The sequence below is a fragment of the Ralstonia sp. 1138 genome, assembly GCF_040544795.1.
GTDB lineage: Bacteria > Pseudomonadota > Gammaproteobacteria > Burkholderiales > Burkholderiaceae > Ralstonia > Ralstonia flatus.
The window spans coordinates 985,394-1,008,598 of record NZ_JBEPKQ010000002.1 but is presented as its reverse complement, the minus strand read 5'-3'; the positions used below and the strand labels follow the sequence as shown (position 1 = coordinate 1,008,598).

21 protein-coding genes and 1 tRNA gene are annotated in these 23,205 nt (G+C 63.5%); 6 read left to right on the top strand and 16 right to left on the bottom strand.

Features of this window, described 5'->3' with window-relative positions:
- Positions 1-217 precede the first annotated feature (217 nt).
- From ABIC76_RS12455 to recA, 7 genes are all read right to left on the bottom strand, one after another.
- Positions 218-730 carry a pilin gene (locus ABIC76_RS12455; protein WP_354534141.1) on the bottom strand — a complete coding sequence of 171 codons (513 nt, stop codon included), beginning with the start codon at positions 728-730 and terminating at the stop codon, positions 218-220.
- A gap of 185 nt (positions 731-915) precedes the next feature.
- Positions 916-1,611: a TerC family protein gene (locus ABIC76_RS12450; protein WP_354534140.1), complete on the bottom strand. Its 696-nt coding sequence runs from the start codon at positions 1,609-1,611 to the stop codon at positions 916-918.
- A gap of 157 nt (positions 1,612-1,768) precedes the next feature.
- Positions 1,769-2,650, bottom strand: coding sequence for a succinate--CoA ligase subunit alpha (gene sucD, locus ABIC76_RS12445; RefSeq protein WP_009239052.1), 882 nt, complete (start codon positions 2,648-2,650; stop codon positions 1,769-1,771).
- 94 nt (positions 2,651-2,744) lie between these two features.
- Positions 2,745-3,911: an ADP-forming succinate--CoA ligase subunit beta gene (gene sucC, locus ABIC76_RS12440; RefSeq protein ID WP_027678134.1), complete on the bottom strand. Its 1,167-nt coding sequence runs from the start codon at positions 3,909-3,911 to the stop codon at positions 2,745-2,747.
- Positions 3,912-3,977: 66 nt separating this feature from the next.
- Entirely contained in the window at positions 3,978-4,604 is a 627-nt protein-coding gene (locus ABIC76_RS12435; RefSeq protein WP_316888500.1) for a DUF2889 domain-containing protein, read from the bottom strand.
- 291 nt (positions 4,605-4,895) lie between these two features.
- A complete protein-coding gene (recX, locus tag ABIC76_RS12430; RefSeq protein WP_354534139.1) occupies positions 4,896-5,375 on the bottom strand; it encodes a recombination regulator RecX in 480 nt (159 codons plus the stop codon).
- A gap of 96 nt (positions 5,376-5,471) precedes the next feature.
- Positions 5,472-6,530 (bottom strand): recombinase RecA, encoded by a 1,059-nt coding sequence (recA, locus tag ABIC76_RS12425; RefSeq protein ID WP_027678137.1) that lies wholly within the window; start codon positions 6,528-6,530, stop codon positions 5,472-5,474.
- 265 nt (positions 6,531-6,795) lie between these two features.
- Here recA and ABIC76_RS12420 point away from each other — a divergent pair, with 265 nt between their 5' ends.
- The 3 genes from ABIC76_RS12420 to ABIC76_RS12410 are packed head-to-tail and all read left to right on the top strand — an operon-like array spanning position 6,796 to position 9,390.
- Positions 6,796-7,509, top strand: coding sequence for a response regulator (locus ABIC76_RS12420; protein ID WP_354534138.1), 714 nt, complete (start codon positions 6,796-6,798; stop codon positions 7,507-7,509).
- Positions 7,502-9,082, top strand: coding sequence for a sensor histidine kinase (locus tag ABIC76_RS12415; RefSeq protein WP_354534137.1), 1,581 nt, complete (start codon positions 7,502-7,504; stop codon positions 9,080-9,082). Before ABIC76_RS12420 ends, ABIC76_RS12415 begins: the two co-directional genes overlap by 8 nt.
- On the top strand, positions 9,079-9,390 hold the full coding sequence (locus tag ABIC76_RS12410) for a DUF4212 domain-containing protein (RefSeq protein ID WP_354534136.1): 312 nt from the start codon (positions 9,079-9,081) through the stop codon (positions 9,388-9,390). Before ABIC76_RS12415 ends, ABIC76_RS12410 begins: the two co-directional genes overlap by 4 nt.
- A 9-nt stretch (positions 9,391-9,399) precedes the next feature.
- On the opposite strand, the gene ABIC76_RS12405 is transcribed toward ABIC76_RS12410, so the two are convergent.
- The 4 genes from ABIC76_RS12405 to ABIC76_RS12390 all read right to left on the bottom strand — a co-directional run bounded on the left by ABIC76_RS12405 (position 9,400) and on the right by ABIC76_RS12390 (position 13,990).
- Positions 9,400-10,050, bottom strand: a complete 651-nt coding sequence (locus tag ABIC76_RS12405; protein WP_354534135.1) for a 3'-5' exonuclease — start codon at positions 10,048-10,050, stop codon at positions 9,400-9,402.
- A gap of 16 nt (positions 10,051-10,066) precedes the next feature.
- Positions 10,067-11,890 carry a DUF294 nucleotidyltransferase-like domain-containing protein gene (locus tag ABIC76_RS12400; RefSeq protein ID WP_354534134.1) on the bottom strand — a complete coding sequence of 608 codons (1,824 nt, stop codon included), beginning with the start codon at positions 11,888-11,890 and terminating at the stop codon, positions 10,067-10,069.
- Between the two features lie 64 nt (positions 11,891-11,954).
- Positions 11,955-13,685, bottom strand: coding sequence for a cation acetate symporter (locus ABIC76_RS12395; protein WP_354534133.1), 1,731 nt, complete (start codon positions 13,683-13,685; stop codon positions 11,955-11,957).
- Positions 13,682-13,990, bottom strand: coding sequence for a DUF485 domain-containing protein (locus ABIC76_RS12390; protein ID WP_027678144.1), 309 nt, complete (start codon positions 13,988-13,990; stop codon positions 13,682-13,684). Before ABIC76_RS12390 ends, ABIC76_RS12395 begins: the two co-directional genes overlap by 4 nt.
- Positions 13,991-14,512: 522 nt before the next feature.
- Between ABIC76_RS12390 and ABIC76_RS12385 the strand changes: the two genes are divergently transcribed.
- Entirely contained in the window at positions 14,513-16,216 is a 1,704-nt protein-coding gene (locus ABIC76_RS12385; protein ID WP_027678145.1) for an MFS transporter, read from the top strand.
- Positions 16,217-16,264: 48 nt separating this feature from the next.
- Positions 16,265-16,341 (top strand) — tRNA-Met (locus ABIC76_RS12380).
- Between the two features lie 76 nt (positions 16,342-16,417).
- Here ABIC76_RS12380 and ABIC76_RS12375 read toward each other — a convergent pair.
- Positions 16,418-17,374, bottom strand: coding sequence for an alpha/beta fold hydrolase (locus tag ABIC76_RS12375; protein WP_354534131.1), 957 nt, complete (start codon positions 17,372-17,374; stop codon positions 16,418-16,420).
- Between the two features lie 23 nt (positions 17,375-17,397).
- Entirely contained in the window at positions 17,398-18,948 is a 1,551-nt protein-coding gene (locus ABIC76_RS12370) for a flavin-containing monooxygenase (protein WP_354534130.1), read from the bottom strand.
- Positions 18,949-19,055: 107 nt separating this feature from the next.
- On the opposite strand from ABIC76_RS12370, the gene ABIC76_RS12365 reads away from it, so the two are divergent.
- Positions 19,056-19,724: a TetR/AcrR family transcriptional regulator gene (locus tag ABIC76_RS12365; RefSeq protein WP_354534129.1), complete on the top strand. Its 669-nt coding sequence runs from the start codon at positions 19,056-19,058 to the stop codon at positions 19,722-19,724.
- Here ABIC76_RS12365 and ABIC76_RS12360 read toward each other — a convergent pair.
- The 3 genes from ABIC76_RS12360 to ABIC76_RS12350 all read right to left on the bottom strand — a co-directional run bounded on the left by ABIC76_RS12360 (position 19,721) and on the right by ABIC76_RS12350 (position 23,137).
- Entirely contained in the window at positions 19,721-20,707 is a 987-nt protein-coding gene (locus ABIC76_RS12360; RefSeq protein WP_354534128.1) for a M14 family metallopeptidase, read from the bottom strand. The genes ABIC76_RS12365 and ABIC76_RS12360 overlap by 4 nt on opposite strands.
- A 31-nt stretch (positions 20,708-20,738) precedes the next feature.
- A complete protein-coding gene (locus tag ABIC76_RS12355) occupies positions 20,739-22,073 on the bottom strand; it encodes an MFS transporter (RefSeq protein ID WP_354534127.1) in 1,335 nt (444 codons plus the stop codon).
- Between the two features lie 140 nt (positions 22,074-22,213).
- Entirely contained in the window at positions 22,214-23,137 is a 924-nt protein-coding gene (locus tag ABIC76_RS12350) for a LysR family transcriptional regulator (protein ID WP_354534126.1), read from the bottom strand.
- Positions 23,138-23,205 lie beyond the last annotated feature (68 nt).

Below are 23,205 nucleotides of genomic sequence, written 5' to 3'. Positions count from 1 at the left end.
ATCGAATGACAATTATTGACACTTCGTGACAGAAGTCGTTAGTTTTGTGATTTTCTATGCACAAAATTATCCGCGTCCTGATACGTTTCTAAACGGGGCTTCCGGTGGTGGGGTCGCGATGTTTTTCGACTCAAAAAGCGATACGGGCAACGAGTCACACACCCGTTGCCCGCTTCAACACATGTGAGCCCGTGCGGGCCTTCGTTCTCTCATGTCGTCAGTTCTGGCACGCCGCCGGCAAATATGGATACATGGATTGCACGGCGGCTCCCGAAGCAGAGTCATTCGCTGTTTGCGCGGTCGCGCAAGTCCAGGCCACCGTCCCATCAGCCTTGCCAGTACCGAACATCCCCAGGTAGTGACCATCGATTTGAGGGTTACCCGTGTTGCCAAGCGTCACGACGACGCCGACGCCGGACGTCGTTCCAGGGTTGTTGTACTTGATTCCGGTCACATACTGGGCGTTGCTCGCCACAGCCTGCGTAATGATGGGCGGCGAACTTGCACTCGGAAAGATGCCACTGTTGGACGAATACGCCTCATTGACTGCAACCCGTGCCGCGTCCAACGTCGTTGTTGCCTCGGTCAACTTCGACTTGATCATGTAGTTGTTGTAGGCCGGCAGTGCAATCGCCGCCAGAATCCCCACGATCGCCACCACAATCATCAGCTCGATCAGCGTAAAACCGCCCGCCCGACGCCTTGTTCCCTTGCTGTGCTTGAAGCCCATGACCTCTCCCCAAAAGGCATTTTGTTGTTGGGAGGGCACCGTGCACGGACTATGCCAAGGCACACACCATATTTCGGGGAAAAAACTGGCGCGCTTTGTCGAAATTTCTGGCGCGAATCTGACCGTTCTTGACAGAATTCCGGACAGAACCCGTCATCACCTACTTTCGAGGGGATTCGTTCGGACTAGGCCTGGCGCAAGGTTCGTCGGCTGAGCCAGCGGCCCACGCCCACCACCAGCAGCGCGCCAACGCACCCCACCACCACATCCGCATACGGCACGGCGCGCTCGAACCACGCCGCATCGATCGGATCGGTGACGAGCATGTCGCCGGCCAGATAGCCGAGCAGTGCCGCGCCGAGCGTGATGATGACAGGGAAGCGCGCCATGACGCCCACCAGCAGCGTGCTGCCGAACACGATCAGCGGTACCGACAATCCAAGCCCCAGCACCAGCAGCAGAAACGTCGTGCCTGGCGGCCCCTTCTCAGCGGCGGCGGCCACGGCGACGACGTTATCGAGCGACATCACAAAGTCGGCGATGAGGATAGTTTGGATGGCCGCCCATAGGCCGACACGCTGATGGCGGTCGGCGGCCTCCTCGTCGGCTTCCGTCAGCAGCTTCACGCCGATGTAGACCAGCAGCACCGCACCAATCGTTTTCAGGTATGGCAACGCAAGCAGCTTGACGGCCAGCACGGTCAACACCACGCGCAGCACAATGGCGCCGGCGCTGCCCCAGAAAATGGCCTGCTTCTGCTGACGCTTGGGCAGGTTGCGCGCGGCCAGCGCGATGACCACCGCGTTGTCGCCCGACAGCACGATGTTGGTCAGGATGATGGAGCCAAGTGCGAACCAGAATGCGCTGGAGGTGAGCGCCATAGTGTTCTCGAAGATGTCCTTGCGGGTTGGCGGGGAAATCGGTTTGCAGCGTCTTGTGTGCTTATACACATGTCGTGCCTGGATCGCATGCTGCATCGCGATCAAACAAAAACGGGAGCCGAAGCCCCCGTTCTCGCACAACCTCAAACCTTGCCGATTACAGCATCGCCTTGAGCAGACGCGCCATTTCCGACGGGTTCTTGGTGGTCTTGATGCCGCACTCTTCCATGATGTCGAGCTTGGCTTGCGCGGTGTCGGCACCGCCCGAGATCAGCGCGCCGGCGTGGCCCATGCGCTTGCCCGGAGGCGCGGTCACGCCAGCGATGAAGCCCACCACCGGCTTCTTCATGTTGTCCTTGATCCAATAAGCCGCGTTGGCTTCGTCCGGACCACCGATCTCACCGATCATGACCACGGCGTCCGTTTCCGGATCATCGTTGAACATCTTCATCACGTCGATGTGCTTCAGACCGTTGATCGGGTCGCCGCCGATACCGACTGCCGACGATTGGCCCAGGCCCAGCGCGGTCAGCTGGCCCACGGCTTCGTACGTCAGCGTGCCCGAGCGCGACACCACGCCGATGCGGCCCTTGCGGTGGATGTGACCCGGCATGATGCCGATCTTGATTTCGTCCGGCGTGATCAGGCCCGGGCAGTTCGGACCCAGCAGCAGCGTCTTGCTGCCGGCCTTACGCATCTTGTCCTTGACCATCATCATGTCGCGCACGGGGATGCCTTCGGTGATGCAAACCACCAGGTCCAGCTCGGCTTCGACAGCTTCCCAGATGGCGTCAGCGGCGCCTGCGGGCGGCACGTAGATCACCGACACGGTTGCGCCGGTCTGTGCCTTGGCGTCCTTGACGGTTGCGTAGATGGGAATGCCTTCGAAGTCTTCGCCGGCCTTCTTCGGGTTCACGCCGGCGACGAAGCAGTTCTTGCCGTTGGCGTAGTCGCGGCAGCCGCGGGTGTGGAACTGGCCGGTCTTGCCGGTGATCCCCTGGGTGATGACCTTGGTGTCTTTGTTGATCAGAATCGACATGCTGTAATCCTTTTATGCAGCGAGCCGCGCCGTCGTACGGTTGCGTACTTCGAGGCGCCGCCCGCGTTCGCGTATGGTTGGGTCAGCGGGCGGCTTACTTGCCGGCGGCTGCGGCCACGACCTTCTCGGCGGCCTCTGCCATCGTGTCTGCGGCGATGATGGGCAGGCCCGACTCGGCCAGCATCTTCTTGCCGAGGTCTTCGTTGGTACCCTTCATGCGCACGACCAGCGGCACCGACAGCGACACAGCCTTCGACGCAGCGATCACACCTTCGGCGATCACGTCGCAACGCATGATGCCGCCGAAGATGTTGACCAGAATGGCCTGCACGTTCGGGTTCTTCAGCATCAGCTTGAAGGCTTCGGTCACCTTCTCGGTGGTGGCACCGCCGCCCACGTCGAGGAAGTTGGCCGGCTCGCCGCCGAACAGCTTGATGGTGTCCATCGTGGCCATGGCCAGACCGGCGCCGTTCACCAGGCAGCCGATGTTGCCGTCGAGCGAGATGTAGGCCAGGTCGAACTTCGAGGCTTCGATTTCGTTGGCGTCTTCTTCATCCAGATCGCGGTAGGCGACGATTTCCGGGTGACGGAACAGCGCGTTCGAGTCGAAGTTGAACTTGGCGTCCAGTGCGATGACCTTGCCGTCGCCGGTCAGGATCAGCGGGTTGATTTCAGCTTGCGAAGCGTCGGTTTCCCAGAACGCCTTGTACAGGCCTTGCAGGGCTTGGCGAGCTTGTGCGATCGAAGCATCCGGTACACCGATCTTGCGGGCGATGTCGTCAGCCTGCGCGTCTTGCAGACCGGCTTGCGGATCGATCAGCAGCGTGTGGATCTTTTCCGGGTGCGATTCGGCGACTTCTTCGATGTCCATGCCGCCTTCGCTCGAGGCCATCAGGGCCACTTGCTGCGACACACGGTCCACCACCAGCGAAACGTACAGTTCCTTCTTGATGTCCGCGCCTTCTTCGATCAGCAGGCGGTTGACCTTCTTGCCTTCCGGACCGGTCTGGTGCGTCACCAGCGTCATGCCCAGGATGCTGCTGGCGTATTCCTTGACCTGCTCCATGCTCTTGGCAACCTTCACGCCGCCGCCCTTGCCACGGCCACCCGCATGAATCTGTGCCTTCACGACCCACACCGGGCCGCCCAGGGTTTCAGCAGCCTTGATGGCCTCGTCGACCGAGAAGGCCGGAATGCCGCGCGGAACCGGCACATTGTATTTGCGCAGGATTTCCTTGCCTTGGTACTCATGGATATTCATGCGTGTTTCCTTTGCTAGGCAGAGTGAGTGTGATGAGTATTGAAAACGCGAACGGCGCGGTGCCCTTCAGGACGAGGGCTCAGGCGCGAGTTCGGTGGGTGGCGGTTGGATCTTGGCTTCGGGCTGGTATGCAAACCAGCGCGGGTAATGCTTGCGGACCACCTCGCCCTCAAGATGCAGGGCATGGCAGCCATGGAGTTGGTAAGGCGGCTTTTCGCCGGGCTCGATCGGACGCAGGTCGTTGGAGTTATCGCGCACCGGAAAGACATCGCCGGCGAAGGCCTGGATGGCGGCAGTCGGCAGCACGCCACACAGCTCGGTCAGGTGCGTACAGCCCGCGACGCCGCCGAGTCTCTCACGCGAGGCCTTTCGAAAACCCTTCATCAGGTTCAGGCCGATGAGTTTGCGGTAGGCCGGGCCGATCGTGTCGCAATGTGTGGGGTACGGCACCCAGTCGGAACACGCTTCGGCATCCACGACGTTCATGCGGGTATCGATGGTCACGCGCAGCCACAGGTCATGCAGCGGCTGGCCTTCGGGACGCACGCCGCCGCTGGCCAGGGGGATATCGCGAGGCTTGGTGTCGGTCAAGCGCGCTTCAATGTCCCACAGGCCGTCTTCCCGCAAATAGGCCTCCACCGTGATGGCACGGCGGTGGCGCATGACGCGCGGGACGGGGGCAGACAGAGGCATGGACCAGACAGACCGATAGGACCGATGGAGGCGGCACACGCGGATCGCGCGCATCGCCTACGGGACGTATGCGACAGCGCATCAGCCGCCACACACGAACATACCGCCCTGCAACCAGAATTGAGGTTAGGGGCGGTATCAAAGACCGGTATTTTAACACGTCGTCACGACCAAGCCGGTCACCTGCTGCAATGCAGTGTGAAAGCGGTTGCAACAACCGCGTGAGGTGCAACCAACGCGATTCATGCGCAGCCGAATTGTCCGCGCGAATTGTTGGGAGATCGACGGCATTCAGGCCGACTCGTCACCATCTTCCAACAGTTCATCGGCCCCAGCGATGATGCGCGACACGACAGAACGGGAGAAACCGCGGGCCATCATGTAGCGCACCTGCTTGGCGCGTTCGGCCAGGTCGGCCGGCGGGCGGCCGAAGCGCTTTTCCCACAGGGCTCTCGCGCGGGCGGCTTCCGTGCTTTGCAGTTGCGCCTTGACCTCGCCCAGCGTCTCTGCGCCAAGCTGATGGGTTTTCAGCTCCTGCATCAGGCGAGCCGTACCGTAGCGGCCAGCCCGGCGGTGCACCATGCTCTCGGCAAAGCGCGTGTTGGAGAGCCAATTCTCGCCTTCCAGCCAATCCAGCAGCGCGTCGACCTCTTCGACAGACTCGGCGTGCGGCACCAACTTACGGCGCAATTCGACGCGACTGTGCTCGCGCCGAGACAGATAGCCCAGCGCACGAGCCTTCAGCGATAACGGTGGGCGCGGCAACGGCATACGATTTCAGGCTCAAAAAGAAAACGCCCGCCGTTGGGGGACGGCAGGCGTATGAAGCTCGATAGAGCCGTCGATCTGCGCCGACGGCCAACCCAATTACTCTTCTCCGATTTCCTCGGCCACTGCGACGGCGCCCATCGGCGTCACGCCCAGTGCTTCGCGGACCTTGTTCTCGATGTCACGGGCGAGGTCTGGGTTCTCGCGCAGGTATTCACGGCAGTTGTCGCGGCCTTGGCCGATGCGCTCGCCGCCGTAGCTGTACCAGGCGCCGGACTTTTCAACGATCTTGGCTTCCACACCGAGGTCGATGATTTCGCCTTCGCGCGACACACCCTGGCCATAGAGGATGTCGAAAATGGCTTCGCGGAACGGCGGCGCCACCTTGTTCTTGACGACCTTGACCTTGGTTTCGTTGCCGACCACGTCGTCGCCCTTCTTGATCGAGCCGATACGGCGGATGTCCAGACGCACCGAAGCGTAGAACTTCAGTGCGTTACCACCCGTGGTCGTTTCCGGCGAGCCGAACATCACACCGATCTTCATGCGGATCTGGTTGATGAAGATGACCATGCAATTGGTCTTCTTGATGGTGCCGGTCAGCTTGCGCAGCGCTTGGCTCATCAGACGGGCCTGCAGGCCGGGCAACGCGTCGCCCATTTCGCCTTCAATTTCAGCCTTCGGCACCAGCGCGGCCACCGAGTCGATGACGATCAGGTCAACCGAGCCCGAGCGCACCAGCGCGTCGGCAATTTCCAGAGCCTGCTCACCCGTGTCCGGCTGGGAGATCAGCAGGTCCGGCACGCTGACACCAATCTTGTCGGCATAAGTGACGTCAAGCGCATGTTCTGCGTCGATGAAGGCACACGTGCCGCCCAGCTTCTGCATCTCGGCAACCACTTGCAGTGTCAGCGTGGTCTTACCCGACGATTCCGGACCGTAGATTTCAATGACGCGGCCGCGCGGCAGACCGCCAACGCCCAGCGCCACGTCCAACCCGAGCGAACCCGTCGACACGACCTGGACCGGCTCGACCTCGGCGTCGCCCATCTTCATGATGGAGCCCTTGCCGAACTGCTTTTCGATCTGCGCGAGCGCGGCAGCCAGCGCCTTCTGCTTTTCTGCGCTCATCGCGGCTGCCTTCTTACCGTCTTCCATGGTCGTCCTTCGTGCAAATTGGTGTATAAATGGGCCGCAAGGGCTTGCGATTCCAGCGGTTGCCTGCAACAACGGGCCGCTGGCTGATTGCCCCGACGCGACCCATTCCATGACTTTAGCGCCGCCAAGACTACAGCACCGCGAATTCGGAGTACTGTATAAAAAACCAGTGGTTTTGACAAGTCTCCAGATCAGTTGTCGCGCGAAAACAATGTAGCGGGCGGGATGGGCAAGACATCTTGCCCGGCATCGCGGGGAGACACGCATGCGCATCCTGATTGCCGAAGACGACGCCACGCTGGCTGACGGGCTTACACGCTCGCTGCGCCAGGCGGGCTATGCCGTCGACCAAGCCTCCGACGGGGCGACTGCCGACGCGGCGCTGTCCGCGCAGACGGCGCAGACCTATGACCTGCTGATTCTTGATGTGGGCCTGCCCCGTATGTCGGGGCTGGAGGTCCTCAAGCGCCTGCGTTCGCGGGGGGCCATGCTGCCGGTGCTGATCCTGACCGCCGCCGACAGCGTGGAAGAACGCGTCAAGGGCCTGGACCTGGGCGCCGACGATTACATGGCCAAACCGTTCGCGCTGTCCGAGCTGGAAGCCCGCGTGCGTGCGCTGGTGCGGCGCGGCACAGGCGGAGGCGCCACGCTCGTGCGCCATGGGCCCTTGGCATTCGACCAGGTCGGGCGCATTGCCTATATCCATGACCAGGTGGTGGAACTCTCGGCGCGCGAGATCGGGCTGCTGGAGATTCTGCTGGCGCGCGTCGGCCGCCTTGTGTCGAAAGAGCAGTTGGTCGACCACCTCTGCGGCTGGGGCGAAGAGGTCAGCAACAACGCCATCGAGGTCTACATCCACCGGCTGCGCAAGAAGATCGAAGTGGAAGGCATCCGCATCGCGACCGTGCGCGGGCTGGGCTATTGCCTGGAACGCATGGCCACCCCAGCCACCACCACCGCAACCGCCGCCCATGGGTGATCGGCTGGCCTGGCCGTGGCGTCGGCATCGCGCATCGCTGCGCGAGCGTGCCGGCACGGCGCCAGCGCCAGACGGCAACGATGACGGAGGCGATGGCGACGGCAGCCTCACCGACACCCTCCCCCACCTCGAAGACGACGCCACGCGGCCCGTCGCCCGATCGCTCTTCGGCGAAATTCTCGACTGGATGCTCGCGCCGCTGCTGTTGCTGTGGCCGATGAGCATTGCGGTGACGTACCTGGTGGCCAAGTCGATTGCGAATGCGCCATACGACCGCGCGCTGGAATCGAGCGCGATCGTGCTCAGCCAGCAACTGCGCGAGGTGAATGGACGCGTGACGCTGCAGCTGCCGATCTCCGCGCGTGAGATTTTGCGTGCGGACGAAACCGACAATATCTACTACCAAGTGCTCGGCACCAACGGCGAGTTTGTCTCCGGGGACCGCGACCTCCCGCTGCCGCCGGAAGAAGACGCCAACGCGGGCGGCCTCGTGCAACTGCGCGACGACCACATCCACGGCACAGAGATCCGGGTCGCGTATACCTTCGTGCAGCGGCCGGGCTCCGGCGACAAGCCCGCGCTGGTGCAAGTGGCGGAGACGCTCGACAAGCGCGCGCAACTGGCCAACGAAATCATCAAGGGCGTGATCCTGCCGCAGTTCGTGATCCTGCCGTTGGCGGTGATCCTGGTGTGGTTTGGGCTCACGCGCGGGCTGGCGCCGCTCAACGCGATTCAGGAACGCATTCGCGCGCGCAACCCGGGCGACACCAGTCCCATCGACGAAGGTGCCGCGCCGCAGGAACTGACGCCGCTGGTAGCGTCGTTTAATGACCTGCTCGGGCGGCTGGAGCAATCGGTGCATACGCAGAAGCGTTTCATTGCCGATGCCGCGCATCAGATGAAGACGCCGCTGGCCGGTCTGCGCATGCAGGCCGAACTGGCGCAGCGCGAACAGTCGCCCGACGAACTGCGCCGCACGCTCGCGCACATCGCCGACAGTTCGGATCGCACCGCGCACCTCGTCAAGCAGCTGCTTTCGCTCGCGCGCATGGAAAACATGGGCACCACCGACGGTATGGTGCCGCTGGATATCTGCGCGCTGTCGCGCCAGGTGGTGGCCGACTGGCTGCCCAAGGCGTGGGCCAAGCAGATCGACCTCGGCTTCGAGGAGCCGGGGCCGCCCGTTACGATTTCCGGCAATGCGACGATGCTCGCCGAGATGCTCAACAACCTGCTCGACAACGCGATCCGCTACACGCCGGACGGCGGACATGTCACCGTGCGCGTGACCACCGCGCCGTTCGAGCCGTTCGTCTTCATCGACGTGGATGACACCGGCCCCGGCATCCCCGTGGCCGAGCGCGAACGGGTGATGCAGCGTTTCTATCGCATCCTCGGCACGCAGGCCGAAGGCAGTGGGCTGGGCCTGGCCATCGTGCGCGAAATCGTGCAGCAGCACGGCGGCGACATCGAAGTGCTCGACAACGTGTATCAGGCATCGCCGCGGCTGGCGGGGGCGCGCTTTCGCATCACGCTGCATCGCGCCTCGTCCGGCGAGGAGGCCACCGCATGAGCATCACGCCCGGAACGCCGGCGCGCCGCCGGTGGATTGCCAACATGCGCTGGATCGCGGCGCTGCTCGCGGTGTGGTTTGCGGTGACGTTCGTGATCGCGTTTTTTGCACGCGACCTATCGATGCACGTCTTCAACTCGGACTGGACCTTCGCGTACTGGGTCGGCGCGCAAGGTGCGCCCATCGTCTATGTGCTGATTACCGTGCTGTATGCATGGCGCACCAACCGCGCTGCAGATGCGGCCGCCGAACACGACGAAGCGGTGCAGCGCAACGCGTCGGAACCCGCCCAGCCGCCGTCCATCTGACACCGCGCGTTACGCTGCTCCCAGATGGCGCAGCTTCACAAAGGCCAACCCGGCCATTACCGCGTCGTTCAGCGCGTCGTGTGCGTCCCAGGTCGGTAAGTCCAGTTCCTTCATCACGGTGGCGAAGCGCAGGTCGAGATCGGGGTCGCCCTGCTGCCGATACGGGGGCAACTGCTGGAATTGATGGTCGTAATAGAGGGCAGAGACTTCGATCTTGGGCTGCGGCAGGCCGATGCCCAGCATGGGCACCACCACCCGATTGAGCATCGCCACATCGAACTCGAGGTAGTAGCCCACCAAAGGTCTGCTGCCGATGAAATGCAGCAGTGTGTGGACGGCCTGCTCGATCGACACACCGCTGTCCAGGTCGCGATTGCGCAGACGATGCACGCAGATGCTGTCGGCACGCATCTCCCCTTGCGGCCGGATCAGCAACTCCAGGCTTTCGCTCGTCAGAATGCGATTGCCGATGATGCGGACGGCCCCGATGGAGATGATCTCGTCGGTGCGCACGTTCAGGCCGGTGGTCTCGCAATCGAGCGCCACCCATTCGTCGGTGGGCGGCGCCTCGAGCAGGAATTGGAACGCCGGATCGCGCAACCTGCGCAACAGGCGGCGCCTTTGCAGTGCCTGCAGCCAGTCGGAGAGCCGTCCGCTCATGACTGCACGCTCATGATCACATCCACTCGGTCCGCCAGCGTTGCTGTAGCAGCGCCTTGAACCGCTTGACCGCGCCGAGCGTGTCCTTGAGCAGGTCACGCTCCAGCGACGACAGGCGCGCCAGATGCACGTCGCACGACAGCGGTTGACGCGCATCGACCTCCGCCAGCCCGGCCTTGAGCCGCAGCGACATCAGGAAGTGCAAGCTGTCGCTCAACTCGGCGGCCATGTGGGCATCGACCGCTTCGGCGCGCACCAGCGCATCCAGGCGCGGCACGGTGCCGGTTTCGTCGAGTATCTGGTGGGCGAGCGCAAGACTGCGCACCCCATGGACGATCGGGAAGATGCCCTCCTTCTTTACGTCGATGACCGGATCGGCATCGGCAAACGCGAGCAAACGATCGCGCCAGCCCGGCGCGGCACTGAAGGCTTCAACGGCAGCGGCAAATCGGCTCAGCACGGCGTCATTGTCGATCATGAGTTCCAGCAAGGTCCGCCGCAATTGTTTCAGCAAGGCGGCATCGCCGGACACCGCATGGGCGTCGAAGAAGATGGCCAGATGCATCAACCCTTCGGGGCTCGGCAGGATCAGCCATTCGCGAATGTGCCGCGCGAAGTCGCTTGCGGACATGCACCACTCCGGACGGCTCAGCATGATGCCGCCGGGGCAAGGCGGGTAGCCGAACGCGGCCAACGCATCGGAGAAGCGCGTGACGATGCACTGCAGATCTGCCGGAGGCACGTAGCCATCGCGCAGCACCAGCGCGTTGTCCTGATCGGTCTTGAGCAGTTGCTCGCCACGCCCCTCACTGCCCATGACGAAGAGGCAACTGTTTTCCACCAGCTCCGGTGGCGCGATCATCTGCCAGGCACGCTCAAACAGGCGCGCGTTGATTTCGCGTACGAGGCTGGCAACGTGGTCAATGCGCGAGCCGCCACGCGTGAGCAGCGCGACCATCCGCGTGATCTGCGCCGCTACTTGCGCGAGCGCGTCCAGATCTTCGGCCAGGTTGATCTGCACGGTCAGCAGATAGGAGTGATTAGCCAGGAAGCTGAACACATCCAGGGATTCGAGCAGCCCGAGAATCTCATCTCCGTGCGTGACGACCAGCCGGTGAACGCGATGGCGCAGCATCAGCGTCAGGGCGTCGCCGATCTGCGCGGAGGCCGGCACGGTGATGAGCGAGAACTGGCTCATCTGCCCCACCGGCAGACGATCCAGCGGTGTGCCCTGCAGGACGGCGCGCTGCAAGGAACTGCGCGTGAAGATGCCCACGCGCGGCGGGCTGCGGCCATCACGCACGAGCACGTTCGACGTGTTGTGAGCCTGGAACAGCTTGACGACGGAGACGACGTCCGTGTCGGCATCCACAAAATGGGCGGGCCGGATGAAGGCATCGCTCACGTGCGAGACGGCCAGCGACTGCATCGTCTCCATGTTTTGCCGCTGCGCAATGGCGCTGAGCTTGCTGCCCAGGTCGGAAAACAGCAGCGCACCAAAGGTTGTGTTGGCGGCAATGAGGTCGCGCACAGCTTGGCGCGCGATCTGATAGACAACGACTTCTTCAGCCGCGACGAAGCGACTGCTCGCCTTGCCGGCCACCAGCGCTCGGCCATCAAAGCAATCCTCGGGGCCATAGGTGGCGACCAATTCGTCGCCGTCGTACTGGGCGACGTGGCCCTTGATGATCAGGAACAGATGCAGCGGTGCGGCACCTGCATCGAGGAGGTTCTGCCCTTCCGGGTAGTAGCCGATGTCGACGGCTTCGCGCACCAGGCGCTGCTCGTCCTGGTTGAGGCAGTCGAACGGCCAGACGTTGAAGTTGAAAGCGCTGGGCATGGTTGCCTTGGAGGCGGGCGATGCAACGCGTCACCCGCCTCCGATCAGCGTGGCCAGTGGCCGATCAGTGACCCGATGCGCCAGCCGCACCGAGGCCGGTTTCCGAGCGAACCTGCTGCGCAGCAAACGACGCCTTCTCGTTCTTGGCGCGAACGCTGCTGTCCAGCACCGAGAACAGCCACACGCCCACGAAGCCGATCGTCATCGAGAACAGCGCGGGCGACGTGTACGGGAACCATGCCGAGCCCTTCGGATAACCGAGTGTGGCTTCCCACACCGACGGCGAAACGATCGTCAGACCCACCGACGAGATCAAGCCAAGGAACCCGCCAATGACGGCGCCACGCGTGGTGCAGCCCTTCCACAGCATCGAGAGGAACAGCACCGGGAAGTTGGCCGATGCCGCCACCGCAAACGCCAGCGACACCATGAACGCGATGTTCTGCTTCTCGAAGGCAATGCCCAGCAGCACGGCAATCACGCCCAGCACCAGCGTGGTGACGCGCGACACCTTGAGTTCGTCGGCGCTGTTGGCCTTGCCGTTCTTGAAGACCGTGGCGTAGAGATCGTGCGACACGGCCGACGCACCCGACAGCGTGAGCCCCGCCACCACCGCCAGAATCGTGGCAAACGCCACGGCCGAGATGAAGCCGTAGAACACATCACCGCCCACCGTCTTGGCCACCAGCACCGCAGCCATATTGGCCGTGCCCGCACCGCCCTTGATGACGCCCTTGGCCACGTCGGACAGTTCCGGGTTGGTCAGCACCAGCGTGATCGCACCAAAGCCGATGATGAAGATCAGGATGTAGAAGTAGCCGATCCAGGTAGTCGCCCAGAAGACCGATTTGCGCGCCTCCTTGGCATCGGGCACCGTGAAGAAACGCATCAGGATGTGCGGCAGCCCGGCGGTGCCGAACATCAGCGCCATGCCGAACGAGATGGCCGAGATCGGGTCCTTGATGAAGCCGCCCGGCGCCATCACGGACAGACCGATCTTGGCGGCCTCATCGGGCGATTTGCCGGCGTTGGCCGCAATGGCGGTCTTGACCTGCACAGCCTTGGCGAACAGCGCCTCCAGGCTGAAACCGTACTGCGCCAGCACCATGATGGCCATGAACGTCACGCCCGCAAGCAGCAGGCACGCCTTGATGATCTGCACCCAGGTGGTTGCGGTCATCCCGCCGAACAGCACGTAGACCATCATCAATGCACCGACGATGACCACCGCGATCCAGTAATCCAGCCCGAACAGCAGCTTGATGAGCTGGCCTGCACCCACCATCTGCGCGATCAGGTAGAACGCCACCACCACCAGCGTGCCGATGGCGGCAAAGCTGCGGATCGGGCCTTGCTCGAAGCGATAGCCCGCCACGTCTGCAAAGGTGAACTTGCCGAGATTGCGCAGCCGCTCGGCCATCAGGAACGTAATGATCGGCCAGCCGACCAGGAAGCCGATCGAGTAGATCAGGCCGTCGTAGCCGGAGGTCATCACGGCGGCGGAAATGCCCAGGAAGGACGCCGCCGACATGTAGTCGCCCGAGATCGCCAGGCCATTCTGGAAACCGGTGATGCCGCCGCCCGCCGTATAGAAATCTGCCGCGGAGCGCGTACGCTTGGCCGCCCACTTCGTGATCCACAGTGTGCCGGCCACAAAGAGTGCAAAGAGCACGATGGCCGTGGTGTTGGTTTCCTGCTTGGCGGTCTGCCCGACATCGCCGCCGGCAGCAAAGGCCGCTCCGCAGGCACCTGCGGCCAATAACGCCGCCAGCAGGATCGAAAGCATCTTCTTCATTTGGCGACGTCCTTCAGGATGTCCTGCGTCAGTTGATCGTATTCGCTGTTGGCCCGGCGCACATAGATGCCGGTGATGACGACGGTGAAAATGATGACCGCCATACCGACGGGCACGCCCACGCTCATCACGCCGGCGCCCACGGGCTTGGCGAGAAACGGCTTATCGAATGCGATCAGCGCGATGTAGCCGTAATACACGGCCAGCATCAGCACTGTCAGAACCAGGCCGAGCCTGTTGCGCCGCTGTTTGAGCTGCGCATATTTCGGATGCGCCTCGATTTTTCCTACCAATCCATCCTGCATCGCCTGTCTCCTGGTTTGCTCTTGGAATGTGTGCGGCGATTCTGGATAGTGAAACTGACTGAACTCTTACTCACGCTCTCAGGGGCGCTTTTACTGCGATAGTGGTTTTCCCTAGCGCAGCAAAACAACGTCAGGCACATGGGCGAGCTGCAGTGGCGAAGGAGAGCGAGGCAACGCCCGTCCCTTGACACCACGTTGGCAAACGTCGGCAACTTGTGCGTTTGCACATTCGCTGCAGGTACGCATACCGTTTGGCACGGCACGCTCCCAGCGGCTGTCGGATGATGCAGCGCACGCAGCCGGGCGACAGGGCAGATCGGTGCACCATTCCTCCACTCCGACAACCAAGTGCTTGATTTCTTTGGGATCTCGACGGCCGATCCGGTGCATCGACAGGCACATGCTTGTCAGAACGCCGTAAGTTTCGGCTCCCACAATCCTTGACACTTCCGCGGGCGAAAAGCGTTTGCGTTGTCATGTCAGTGCCCAGCGGGACGACCTACGAAAAGAACAGGAGACAACATGGCAACCGTGCAAAGTGCACCGAACGCGCCCGCCGGGCGTGTGCAGCCCGCGCCCATGACGAAGGAGGAGAAGAAGGTCATCTTCGCCTCGTCGCTGGGGACGGTGTTCGAGTGGTACGACTTTTATCTCTACGGCTCGTTGGCGGCCATCATCGCCAAGCAGTTCTTCTCGGGGCTGGACCCCACGGCGGGCTTCATCTTTGCGCTGCTGGCGTTTGCCGCCGGCTTCCTGGTGCGTCCGTTCGGCGCGCTGGTATTCGGCCGGCTGGGCGACATGATCGGGCGCAAGTACACGTTCCTGGTCACCATCGTCATCATGGGTACGTCGACGTTCATCGTCGGCCTGCTTCCGTCATACGGCACGATTGGCGTCACCGCGCCGATCATCCTGATCGCGCTGCGCATGCTGCAAGGCCTGGCGCTGGGCGGCGAGTACGGCGGCGCTGCCACGTATGTCGCCGAGCATGCCCCGCACGGCCGCCGCGGTGCCTACACATCGTGGATCCAGACGACGGCCACGCTGGGCCTGTTCCTTTCGCTGGTCGTTATCCTGGCGGTGCGCGAGCTGACCGGCAAGGCGTTCGATGACTGGGGCTGGCGCATCCCGTTCCTGGTCTCGATCCTGCTGCTCGCCACGTCGGTGTACATCCGCCTGTCGATGAGCGAATCGCCGGCATTCCAGAAGATGAAGGCCGAGGGCAAGACCTCCAAGGCCCCGCTGACGGAAGCGTTCGGCCAATGGCGCAACCTGAAGATCGTGATCCTGGCGCTGATCGGCCTGACCGCCGGCCAGGCTGTGGTCTGGTACACGGGCCAGTTCTACGCGCTGTTCTTCCTCACGCAGGTGCTGAAAGTCGACGCCTTCACGGCCAACGTGCTGATTGCCGTGGCGCTTGCCATCGGCACGCCGTTCTTCGTGTTCTTCGGGTCGCTGTCGGATCGCATCGGTCGCAAGAAGATCATCATGGCCGGCTGCCTGCTGGCAGTGCTGACCTACTTCCCGCTGTTCAAGGCGCTCACGCACTACGCCAACCCGGCGCTGGAGCGTGCCCAGCAGACCGCGCAGATCACCATCACGGTCGATCCGAAGGAGTGCTCGTTCCAGGGCAGCCCGATCGCCCGCGAGGTGGACTTCCGCTCGTCGTGCGACATCGCCAAGCGTACGCTGGCGCAGGCGTCGGCCAGCTACGAGACGGTCGAAGGCCCGGCCGGCACGGTGGCCTCGGTGTCGATCGCGGGTAAGCAGATCAGCTCGCTCAACGCTACGCGCACGGCAGACGGTCAGAGTTTCGACGCCGACAGCAAGACGAAGATCGCCGACTTCAAGAAGCAGGTGAGCGAGTCGCTCAAGGCGGCCAATTACCCCGCCAAGGCCGATCCCGCGCAGATGAACACGGTCATGGTGCTGGTGATCCTGGTGATCCTGGTGATCTACGTGACCATGGTCTACGGCCCGATCGCGGCAATGCTGGTGGAGATGTTCCCGACGCGCATCCGGTACTCGTCGATGTCGCTGCCGTATCACATCGGCAACGGCTGGTTCGGGGGCCTGCTGCCGACCATCTCGTTCGCCCTGGTGGCCCAGAACGGCAATATCTATCACGGTCTGTGGTACCCGATCTGGATCGCGGCCATCACCTTCGTGATCGGGGTGCTGTTCGTGCGCGAGACCAAGGATGTGGATATTTATCGCAACGACTGACGCAGGGGGTTGACATATTCGCCGAAGACGGTAGAATCCCGCTTCTTCGGCGAATTAGCTCAGTCGGTTAGAGCGACGGAATCATAATCCGCAGGTCCGGGGTTCGAGTCCCTGATTCGCCACCAAATACCAAAAAGCCCTGCTTCGGCAGGGCTTTTTGCTTTCTGCTGCATCCCCGGCGCCACCGCCAGGGCCATCACATTACGCAAGCGCCTCGGCTTGCGCAGGCGTCTCGGCAGCCACCGCCAACACCCAATCCGTCGTCAACGCCGGCTGCGTCACGGGCAGCATATGGCCGCCGTCGATGATGCGCAGGTTCACACGATCCAGCTTCTGCTTGAGCGCTTCGCCCTGGCGTTTGACGTTCAGGATGCGGTCCCCGCGACCGTACAGCACGTCAACCGGCACCGTCATCGAGGCATAGCGGCGCTCCATGTCGGGCAGATCTTCCGGGGCAGCGACCAGATCCGACGATGCCGCATAGAACACGTGCGGACGCAGCCCCAGCAAGCCACCGCCCTTGAACGGGAAATCCTTCGGCATGGTCTCAGGCGCGAACACTGCGGCAATGGCCTTGCGGGAGTTGATGATCGACAGCGGAATCGCAAGCGTCCATGACACCAGCCTGCGCACCAACGGCGACGGCAACACCAGGCCCCCGAACGCACCCGGAGGCGCGCTCTCTGCATGCGTGAGCGGCGCGATCAACGCGAGCCGGCGAATGACCTGCGGATGGTTCAGCCCCACCGCCAGTGAAATCGCCCCGCCAAGCGAATGCCCCACCAGCACCGGCTTGTCGAGCCCGAGCTTCTCGATGCACTGGGCGACCATGCGCGCTTGCGCGTAGATATTGGCCGGTGAATCCGCACCGCGCACCGATCGCCCTGCTCCCGGCCGGTCGATCACGATCACGCGGTGCGAGCGCGCCAGCCGTTCCATATCCAGGTAGGCAAAGTTGCGCAGATTCCCGCACAGGCCATGCACGAACACGATGGCCGGCCCCTTGCCCCGATCGGTGTAATGCACGCGATCGGCCCCGACATCAAGGAACTTGCCTTCGGGCGGAAACCCCTTGGTGACGCGGCGAGCGATGAAAAACGTGAACGCAACAGGCGCCAGGATGGCAAGCGCGATGACGCCAAGAACGATGCTGGTCATAGTGTCCCCAAAGCGGGAGGCGGTTAGGCGGGCTGTGCCGCGCCGATCGGCTGAGCGCGACGCTCGAACTGCATGGCGCTGTCGGCCAGTGTGCCGAACTTCAGCATCATCAGATCGCGCGCGTAGTTCTGATACGACTTCCACGGCTGCTTGTCACCCTGTTTGGGCAGGATGGCGGCCGCGCGCTGGATGTAGCCGGACGTCAGATCGACGGCGGGCTCGCGGCTCATGGCTTCGTCATCAAGACGCGGCACGCAGGTATCGAAACCGTTGGCTTGCATGTGGTTGAGCAGCCGGCAGACGTACTGCGCGATCAACTCGGCCTTCAACGTCCACGACGCATTCGTATAGCCGAACGACGACGCCAGGTTCGGCACGCCGCTGTACATCATGCCCTTGTACGACACCGTCTCGGCCAGATCCACAGCACGCCCGTCGACGGTGATGGCCGCGCCGCCCAGCACCTTCAGCTTGAGCCCCGTGGCCGTGACGATCACGTCGGCGTCGAGATGTTCACCGCTCTTGAGCTGCAGGCCCGTCGGCGTAAAGCGTGCGATTTCGTCCGTCGCAATCGAGGCCTTGCCCGCGCGGATCGTCTTGAACAGATCGCCATCCGGCACGAGGCACAGGCGCTGGTCCCACGGGTTGTAGCGCGGGGTCAGGTGTTTGCGCACGTCGAAGCCGGGGCCGATCTGCTTGCCGGCCATGCGGATGATGAAGTCTTTGAATGCCTTGGGCTTGCGACGCGCGAGGCTATAGAAGTACATCGTCAGCAGCACGTTCTTCGTGCGCACCAGCCGGTGAGCGAGGCCCGACGGCAACCAGCGGCGCAACGTGTTTGCGACGGCATCCTGCTCGGGCCGCGACACGATGTACGTGGGCGAGCGCTGCAGCATCGTCACGTGCTGCGCGGTGCCGGCCATCGCGGGCACCAGCGTGACGGCCGTGGCGCCGCTGCCGATCACCACCACGCGCTTGCCGGCGTACGACAGATCGTTCGGCCAGTGCTGCGGATGGACGATGCGGCCCTGGAACTGATCCATCTCGGGCCACGTCGGCGCGTGGCCCTCTTCGTAATCGTAGTAGCCGCTGCACATGTAGAGGAACTTGCAGGTGAACTGCACCGGTTCCTCGCGCGTGCCATCGCCGCGCAGCGCCTGCACGGTCCAGCGCGCGGCGGAGGAATCCCAACTCGCGCCCGTCACCTTGTGGCGGAAGCGGATCGACTTGTCGATGCCGAACACGCGCGCGGTGTCGCGGATGTAATCGAGGATCGTCTGGCCGTCAGAGATGGCCTTGTTGCTGTGCCACGGCCGGAAGCTGTAGCCGAGCGTGAACATGTCGGAGTCCGAGCGGATGCCCGGATAGCGGAACAAGTCCCATGTGCCGCCGATGGTTTCGCGCCCTTCGAGGATGGTGAAACGCGCCGACGGGCTGCGCTCGCGGAGGTGATACGCCGCGCCAATACCCGAAAGGCCCGCGCCGACGATGAGCACGTCGAGGTCGGTATCCGGCGCGGCTGCCCGGTTGCGGGGCGCGGCCCGGCTGGCGCTGTGCTCCATCGTGGTGTCCATGCGGTCTCCTGTTCGCGGCCCGGCTGCGGGCGTGGCAAAGTTCGCCTTAAATGTGGTGTGATTCGTCACCACTTTAATTTTCGGGCGTCCTGACGTCAAATAGCGAAATGGAGAAAACACTTGAAACAGCCGACGCACCCGTCAGGAAAGGCCGCCCGTATGGCGGTGTGGCGCCGGAAGCACGCGCAGCAGAGCGCCGCGATGCGTTGATCCGCGCTGGCACGCGCGTGTTCGGCACGGTGGGCTTTCGCAAGGCCACCGTGCGCGCGATCTGCCAGGAAGCGAAGCTCAATGACCGGTACTTTTACGCCGCGTTCGACAGCACCGAAGCCCTGCTGCGTGCGACCTACCAGCAACATGCCGAAGACTTGCGCACACGGGTGTCGGACGCCACCGCCGCTGTCAGCAACACGCTGGAAGCGCGCGTCGACGCTGGCCTGCACGCGTTTTTCGCGTTCTTGCGTGACCCGTGCGCGGCGCGCGTACTGCTGCTCGAAGTGATGGGCGTGAGCCCCGAAACGGATGCGACCTACCAGCGCAACCTGCTGGAGTTTGGCAGGCAGATCATGGCGAATGCCCAACTGCCTGTCGTCCACAATGACGACGACGCCGAGCTGCGCGCCGACCAACGCATCATCGGCCTGGCGCTGGTGGGCGCCCTGACCAACGTCGGTGCAGCGTGGCTTCTGACCGGCTATCGAGACCCCGAAGAGAAGATGGTGCGCAACTGCCGCCAGGTCGTGCTCGGCACGTTGCGCGCCATGCTCGACGCTTAAGCCCCGCCTTCCGGTTTGCCCAGCCGGACCACGGTCACGCCGGGCCCCAGGTGCCGTAGCGACGGCTGCAGCAGCACGCAGTTGTCATATGGCGTGACGATGTTCGATTCACCATCGGTGGCGATGACGGTGCCGGCGCGCGCGATGGTTTCCATGCCGCGATAGTCGTCCACAAAGCGGAACGCCGTGGAGTTGGCGACGACCGGATCGGTCACGCGAATGCAGCGCACGTCCAGCGCAGGCGCCACGCCCAGCCATTCCGATACCGCAGATGCATCGACGGTGCCCAGCGCCACCAGGAAGCGCGCGCACGCATCCAGCGCCACATCGCGGCTCACGCGCTCGAAGTGCTGACCGCATTCGATCAGCAACGCGTTCTTGGGACTGGCGGCATCGCCAAAGCCGCCGTAGTCGCGCAGGCGGCGGCCGGCAGCATGGCCGGCATCGATCATCAGATGCGAAGGCGCACCGACCTGGCGGCCCAATGCGACACCTTTCGGATGCGGACCGGTCAGCATCAGCGGCTCGGCCTTCTCATGCATCGAGTGGATATCGAGCAGGTAATCCACCGTGTCGATCACCGGGCGCAACTCGCGCGCGCGGCGCAGTTCCAGCGTGTTGCCCGGGCCATCCAGCTTGTCCGCAGACCACACGCGATTCAGGTCTTCGTCGATGAAGCGCGTGGCATCCGGGTCGTTGATATCGAAGCGCTCATACGCCTCGACGTTGGCGAATGACAGCGTGAGCATGCCATGTGCCGGACGCACGCCGGCAGCCAGCAGCGCATCCACCGCAATCGCGCCGCACAGCTCGTTGCCATGCGTGAGCGCGTTGATCATGACGTGCGGACCGGGCATTCCGCTGTCGAACGTATGGACGTAATCGATGCCGTGCGTGCCGGTTTTCCAACGGCGGATATCAGGCTTGTGCAACTCGATCGGGTAGACCGGCAGCGTGGCGCGCAGCGCCTCCAGGGTCATCATGCGAAATCCTTCGGTGTGACGAGAAGTCTGTTCAGTTGCGAGCCGCACGAACGCGCCCGCGCAGCATCCACAGCGAAGCCAGGCTGATCAGCGTGGTCGCAAACACATAGAAACTTGGCGACGTCTTGATGTGCGTGACACCGATCAGCCACGTGACGATCAGCGGCGAGAACCCGCCGAAGATCGTTACCGACAGGTTGTAGCTGAGCGCCAGACCCGTGCCGCGTGTACGCGTCGGGAAAATGTCGGCGAGCAACGCAGGCAGCGGCGCCAGGATGGCCGCGAGCAATACACCAACGATGGCCTGCATGACCAGCAGCGTCCAGAACGTCGGCTGTGCGACCAGCGTGGCAAACATCGGATACGTCGACAGCGCAATCACCACCATCGCAATCGACACCACGCGGATGCTGCCGAAACGATCTGCCAGAAGGCCGAACGCCGGTGCCATGATCATCAGCATCGCGCCCGTGATCATCGTGCAGACCAGCGATGCACTGGTCGCGATGTGGAGTTGATTGATGGCATAGGTCGGCATGTAGACCTTCTGCACGTAGTTGAATGCAGTGACGGCGACGACCACGCCCGCGCCCAGCAGAAGCCCCGGCAAACCCTGCGTGAGCGTGTCGCGCAGCGGCGAGCGCGCTTGCAGCGCGGCCGGCGCTTCCGCCTGCATGGCGACGAACTCCGGCGTTTCCGGCGTATGGCGGCGGATATAGACGCCGATCGGCCCGATCAGCAAACCGAACAGGAACGCCACGCGCCAACCCCATGACTCCACCTGTGCCGGGGTCAGCGCGTAGGTGATCCACGCGCTCAGGCCTGCCGCCAGCAAGGTGGCCAGACCCTGCGTGGCGGCCTGCCAGCTCGCGTTGTAGCCCATGCGCTTGCCGTTGGCGTGCTCGATCATGAACGCCGTGGCCGAGCCGAATTCACCGCCGGCCGAAAAGCCCTGCAGCAGTCGCGCCACGATCACGATGGCCGGCGACCACAGACCGATCGATGCGTATGTCGGTGCAAACGCGATCATCGCCGTGCCCAGCATCATCAGCAGGATCGACCAGGTCAGCGCGGCCTTGCGGCCCACGCGGTCGGCATAGCTGCCGAGCACCATCGAACCGAGCGGGCGCATGATGAACGACACGCCAAACGTGCCGACAGAGAGCATCAGCGAACTCCACGCATCGCCCGTCGGGAAGAACAGCTTGCCGATGGTGATGGCGAAATAGCCGTAGATCAGCAGATCGTAGTATTCGAGCGCGTTGCCGACGCTGGCAGCCAGAACGGCACGCCAGGGCGCGGGGTGTCGATGGGTGTCGGCGGCGCGTGCTGCTGCGCCGCTCGCGTTGAGGGTGTGGGCTGGCATGGTTGTCTCCCCGTGGTCTGTGCCGATCCGCCTGTTTTGCCGAACAGCGCTGGCGGGCGAAGGTTGCGGAGGAGTCTAGGTGCCGCGCCGCCGCGGCTTGTGCCGTTTCGGCACAAGGTTGGGCTTTTTTGCGATGCGCGTCAGGCGAGATCGGCGCGGACGTTGGCATTGGCGTTATCGACGGCCCGTTGCCACACCTCGTCGAGCAGCGCGCTCTGGTTGCTGCGCACGCGCATCATGCGGATGTTGACGTGGATGTGCCAGGCGTCGTCGCTGGCGGGGCGCAGTTCACCCGCATTCAGGTGCGGCTTGGCCAGGCGATACGGCAGCCACGCCATGCCGAATCCACGTAAGGCCATCTCTTCCACCGCTTCGTAAAAATCGGCTTGGAACACGGGTTGCAGATGCACTTTGCGATCGGCGGCGGCCAGATGGCTGTCGAGCATCTGCCGCAACGTCAGCCCCCGCGCAAAGGCCAGCCACGGCAGCGGTGCGGCGGCCGAACCCGGCAGCGTGAAGCGCGGGCGGCCGCGCTTGTCGGGGGCGCTCACCGGCACGAGCGTCTCGCTGCCCAGCAGGCAGTGGTCGTATTTGCGCGGATCGAGCAGCGCATCGGCCTGCGGGCTGGCGTAGGCGATCAGCAAATCGACGGTGCCGTCCGCAAGTGCCAACACGCCTTCCTGCGTGCCGCCCGTCGTCACGCTGAGCGGAAACACCCCGCGCTGGCGCGCCAGCGTCTCATACCACCCGGGGACGAACGTGCGCGCCAGCGTGCGTCCCGTGCCGATCTTGAGCGCCACGGGCAGTTGCGCCTCCCGCAGCAGCAGGCGCGCATCGTTCAGGCCGTCGACGGCATTGGCCGCTGCATCCAGAAACAGGCGCCCCGCCGCCGTGAGCGTGACCGGATGCTCGTTGCGCTCGACCAGCGCGGTGCCCACCCATTCTTCCAGCGCCCTGATCCGGCGGCCGAATGCGGGGTGCGTGACGTTGCGGTTTTCGGCGGCGCGGCTGAAGCTGCGCGTCTTGGCCAGTTCCTTGAAGTCTTCCAGCCATTTGATCTGCATGGCGCGTCCGGTTTTGTGGGGTGGGCGGGAGGTCTGCGCATTATCTCCGCAGCCTGCGCGAACAGCCT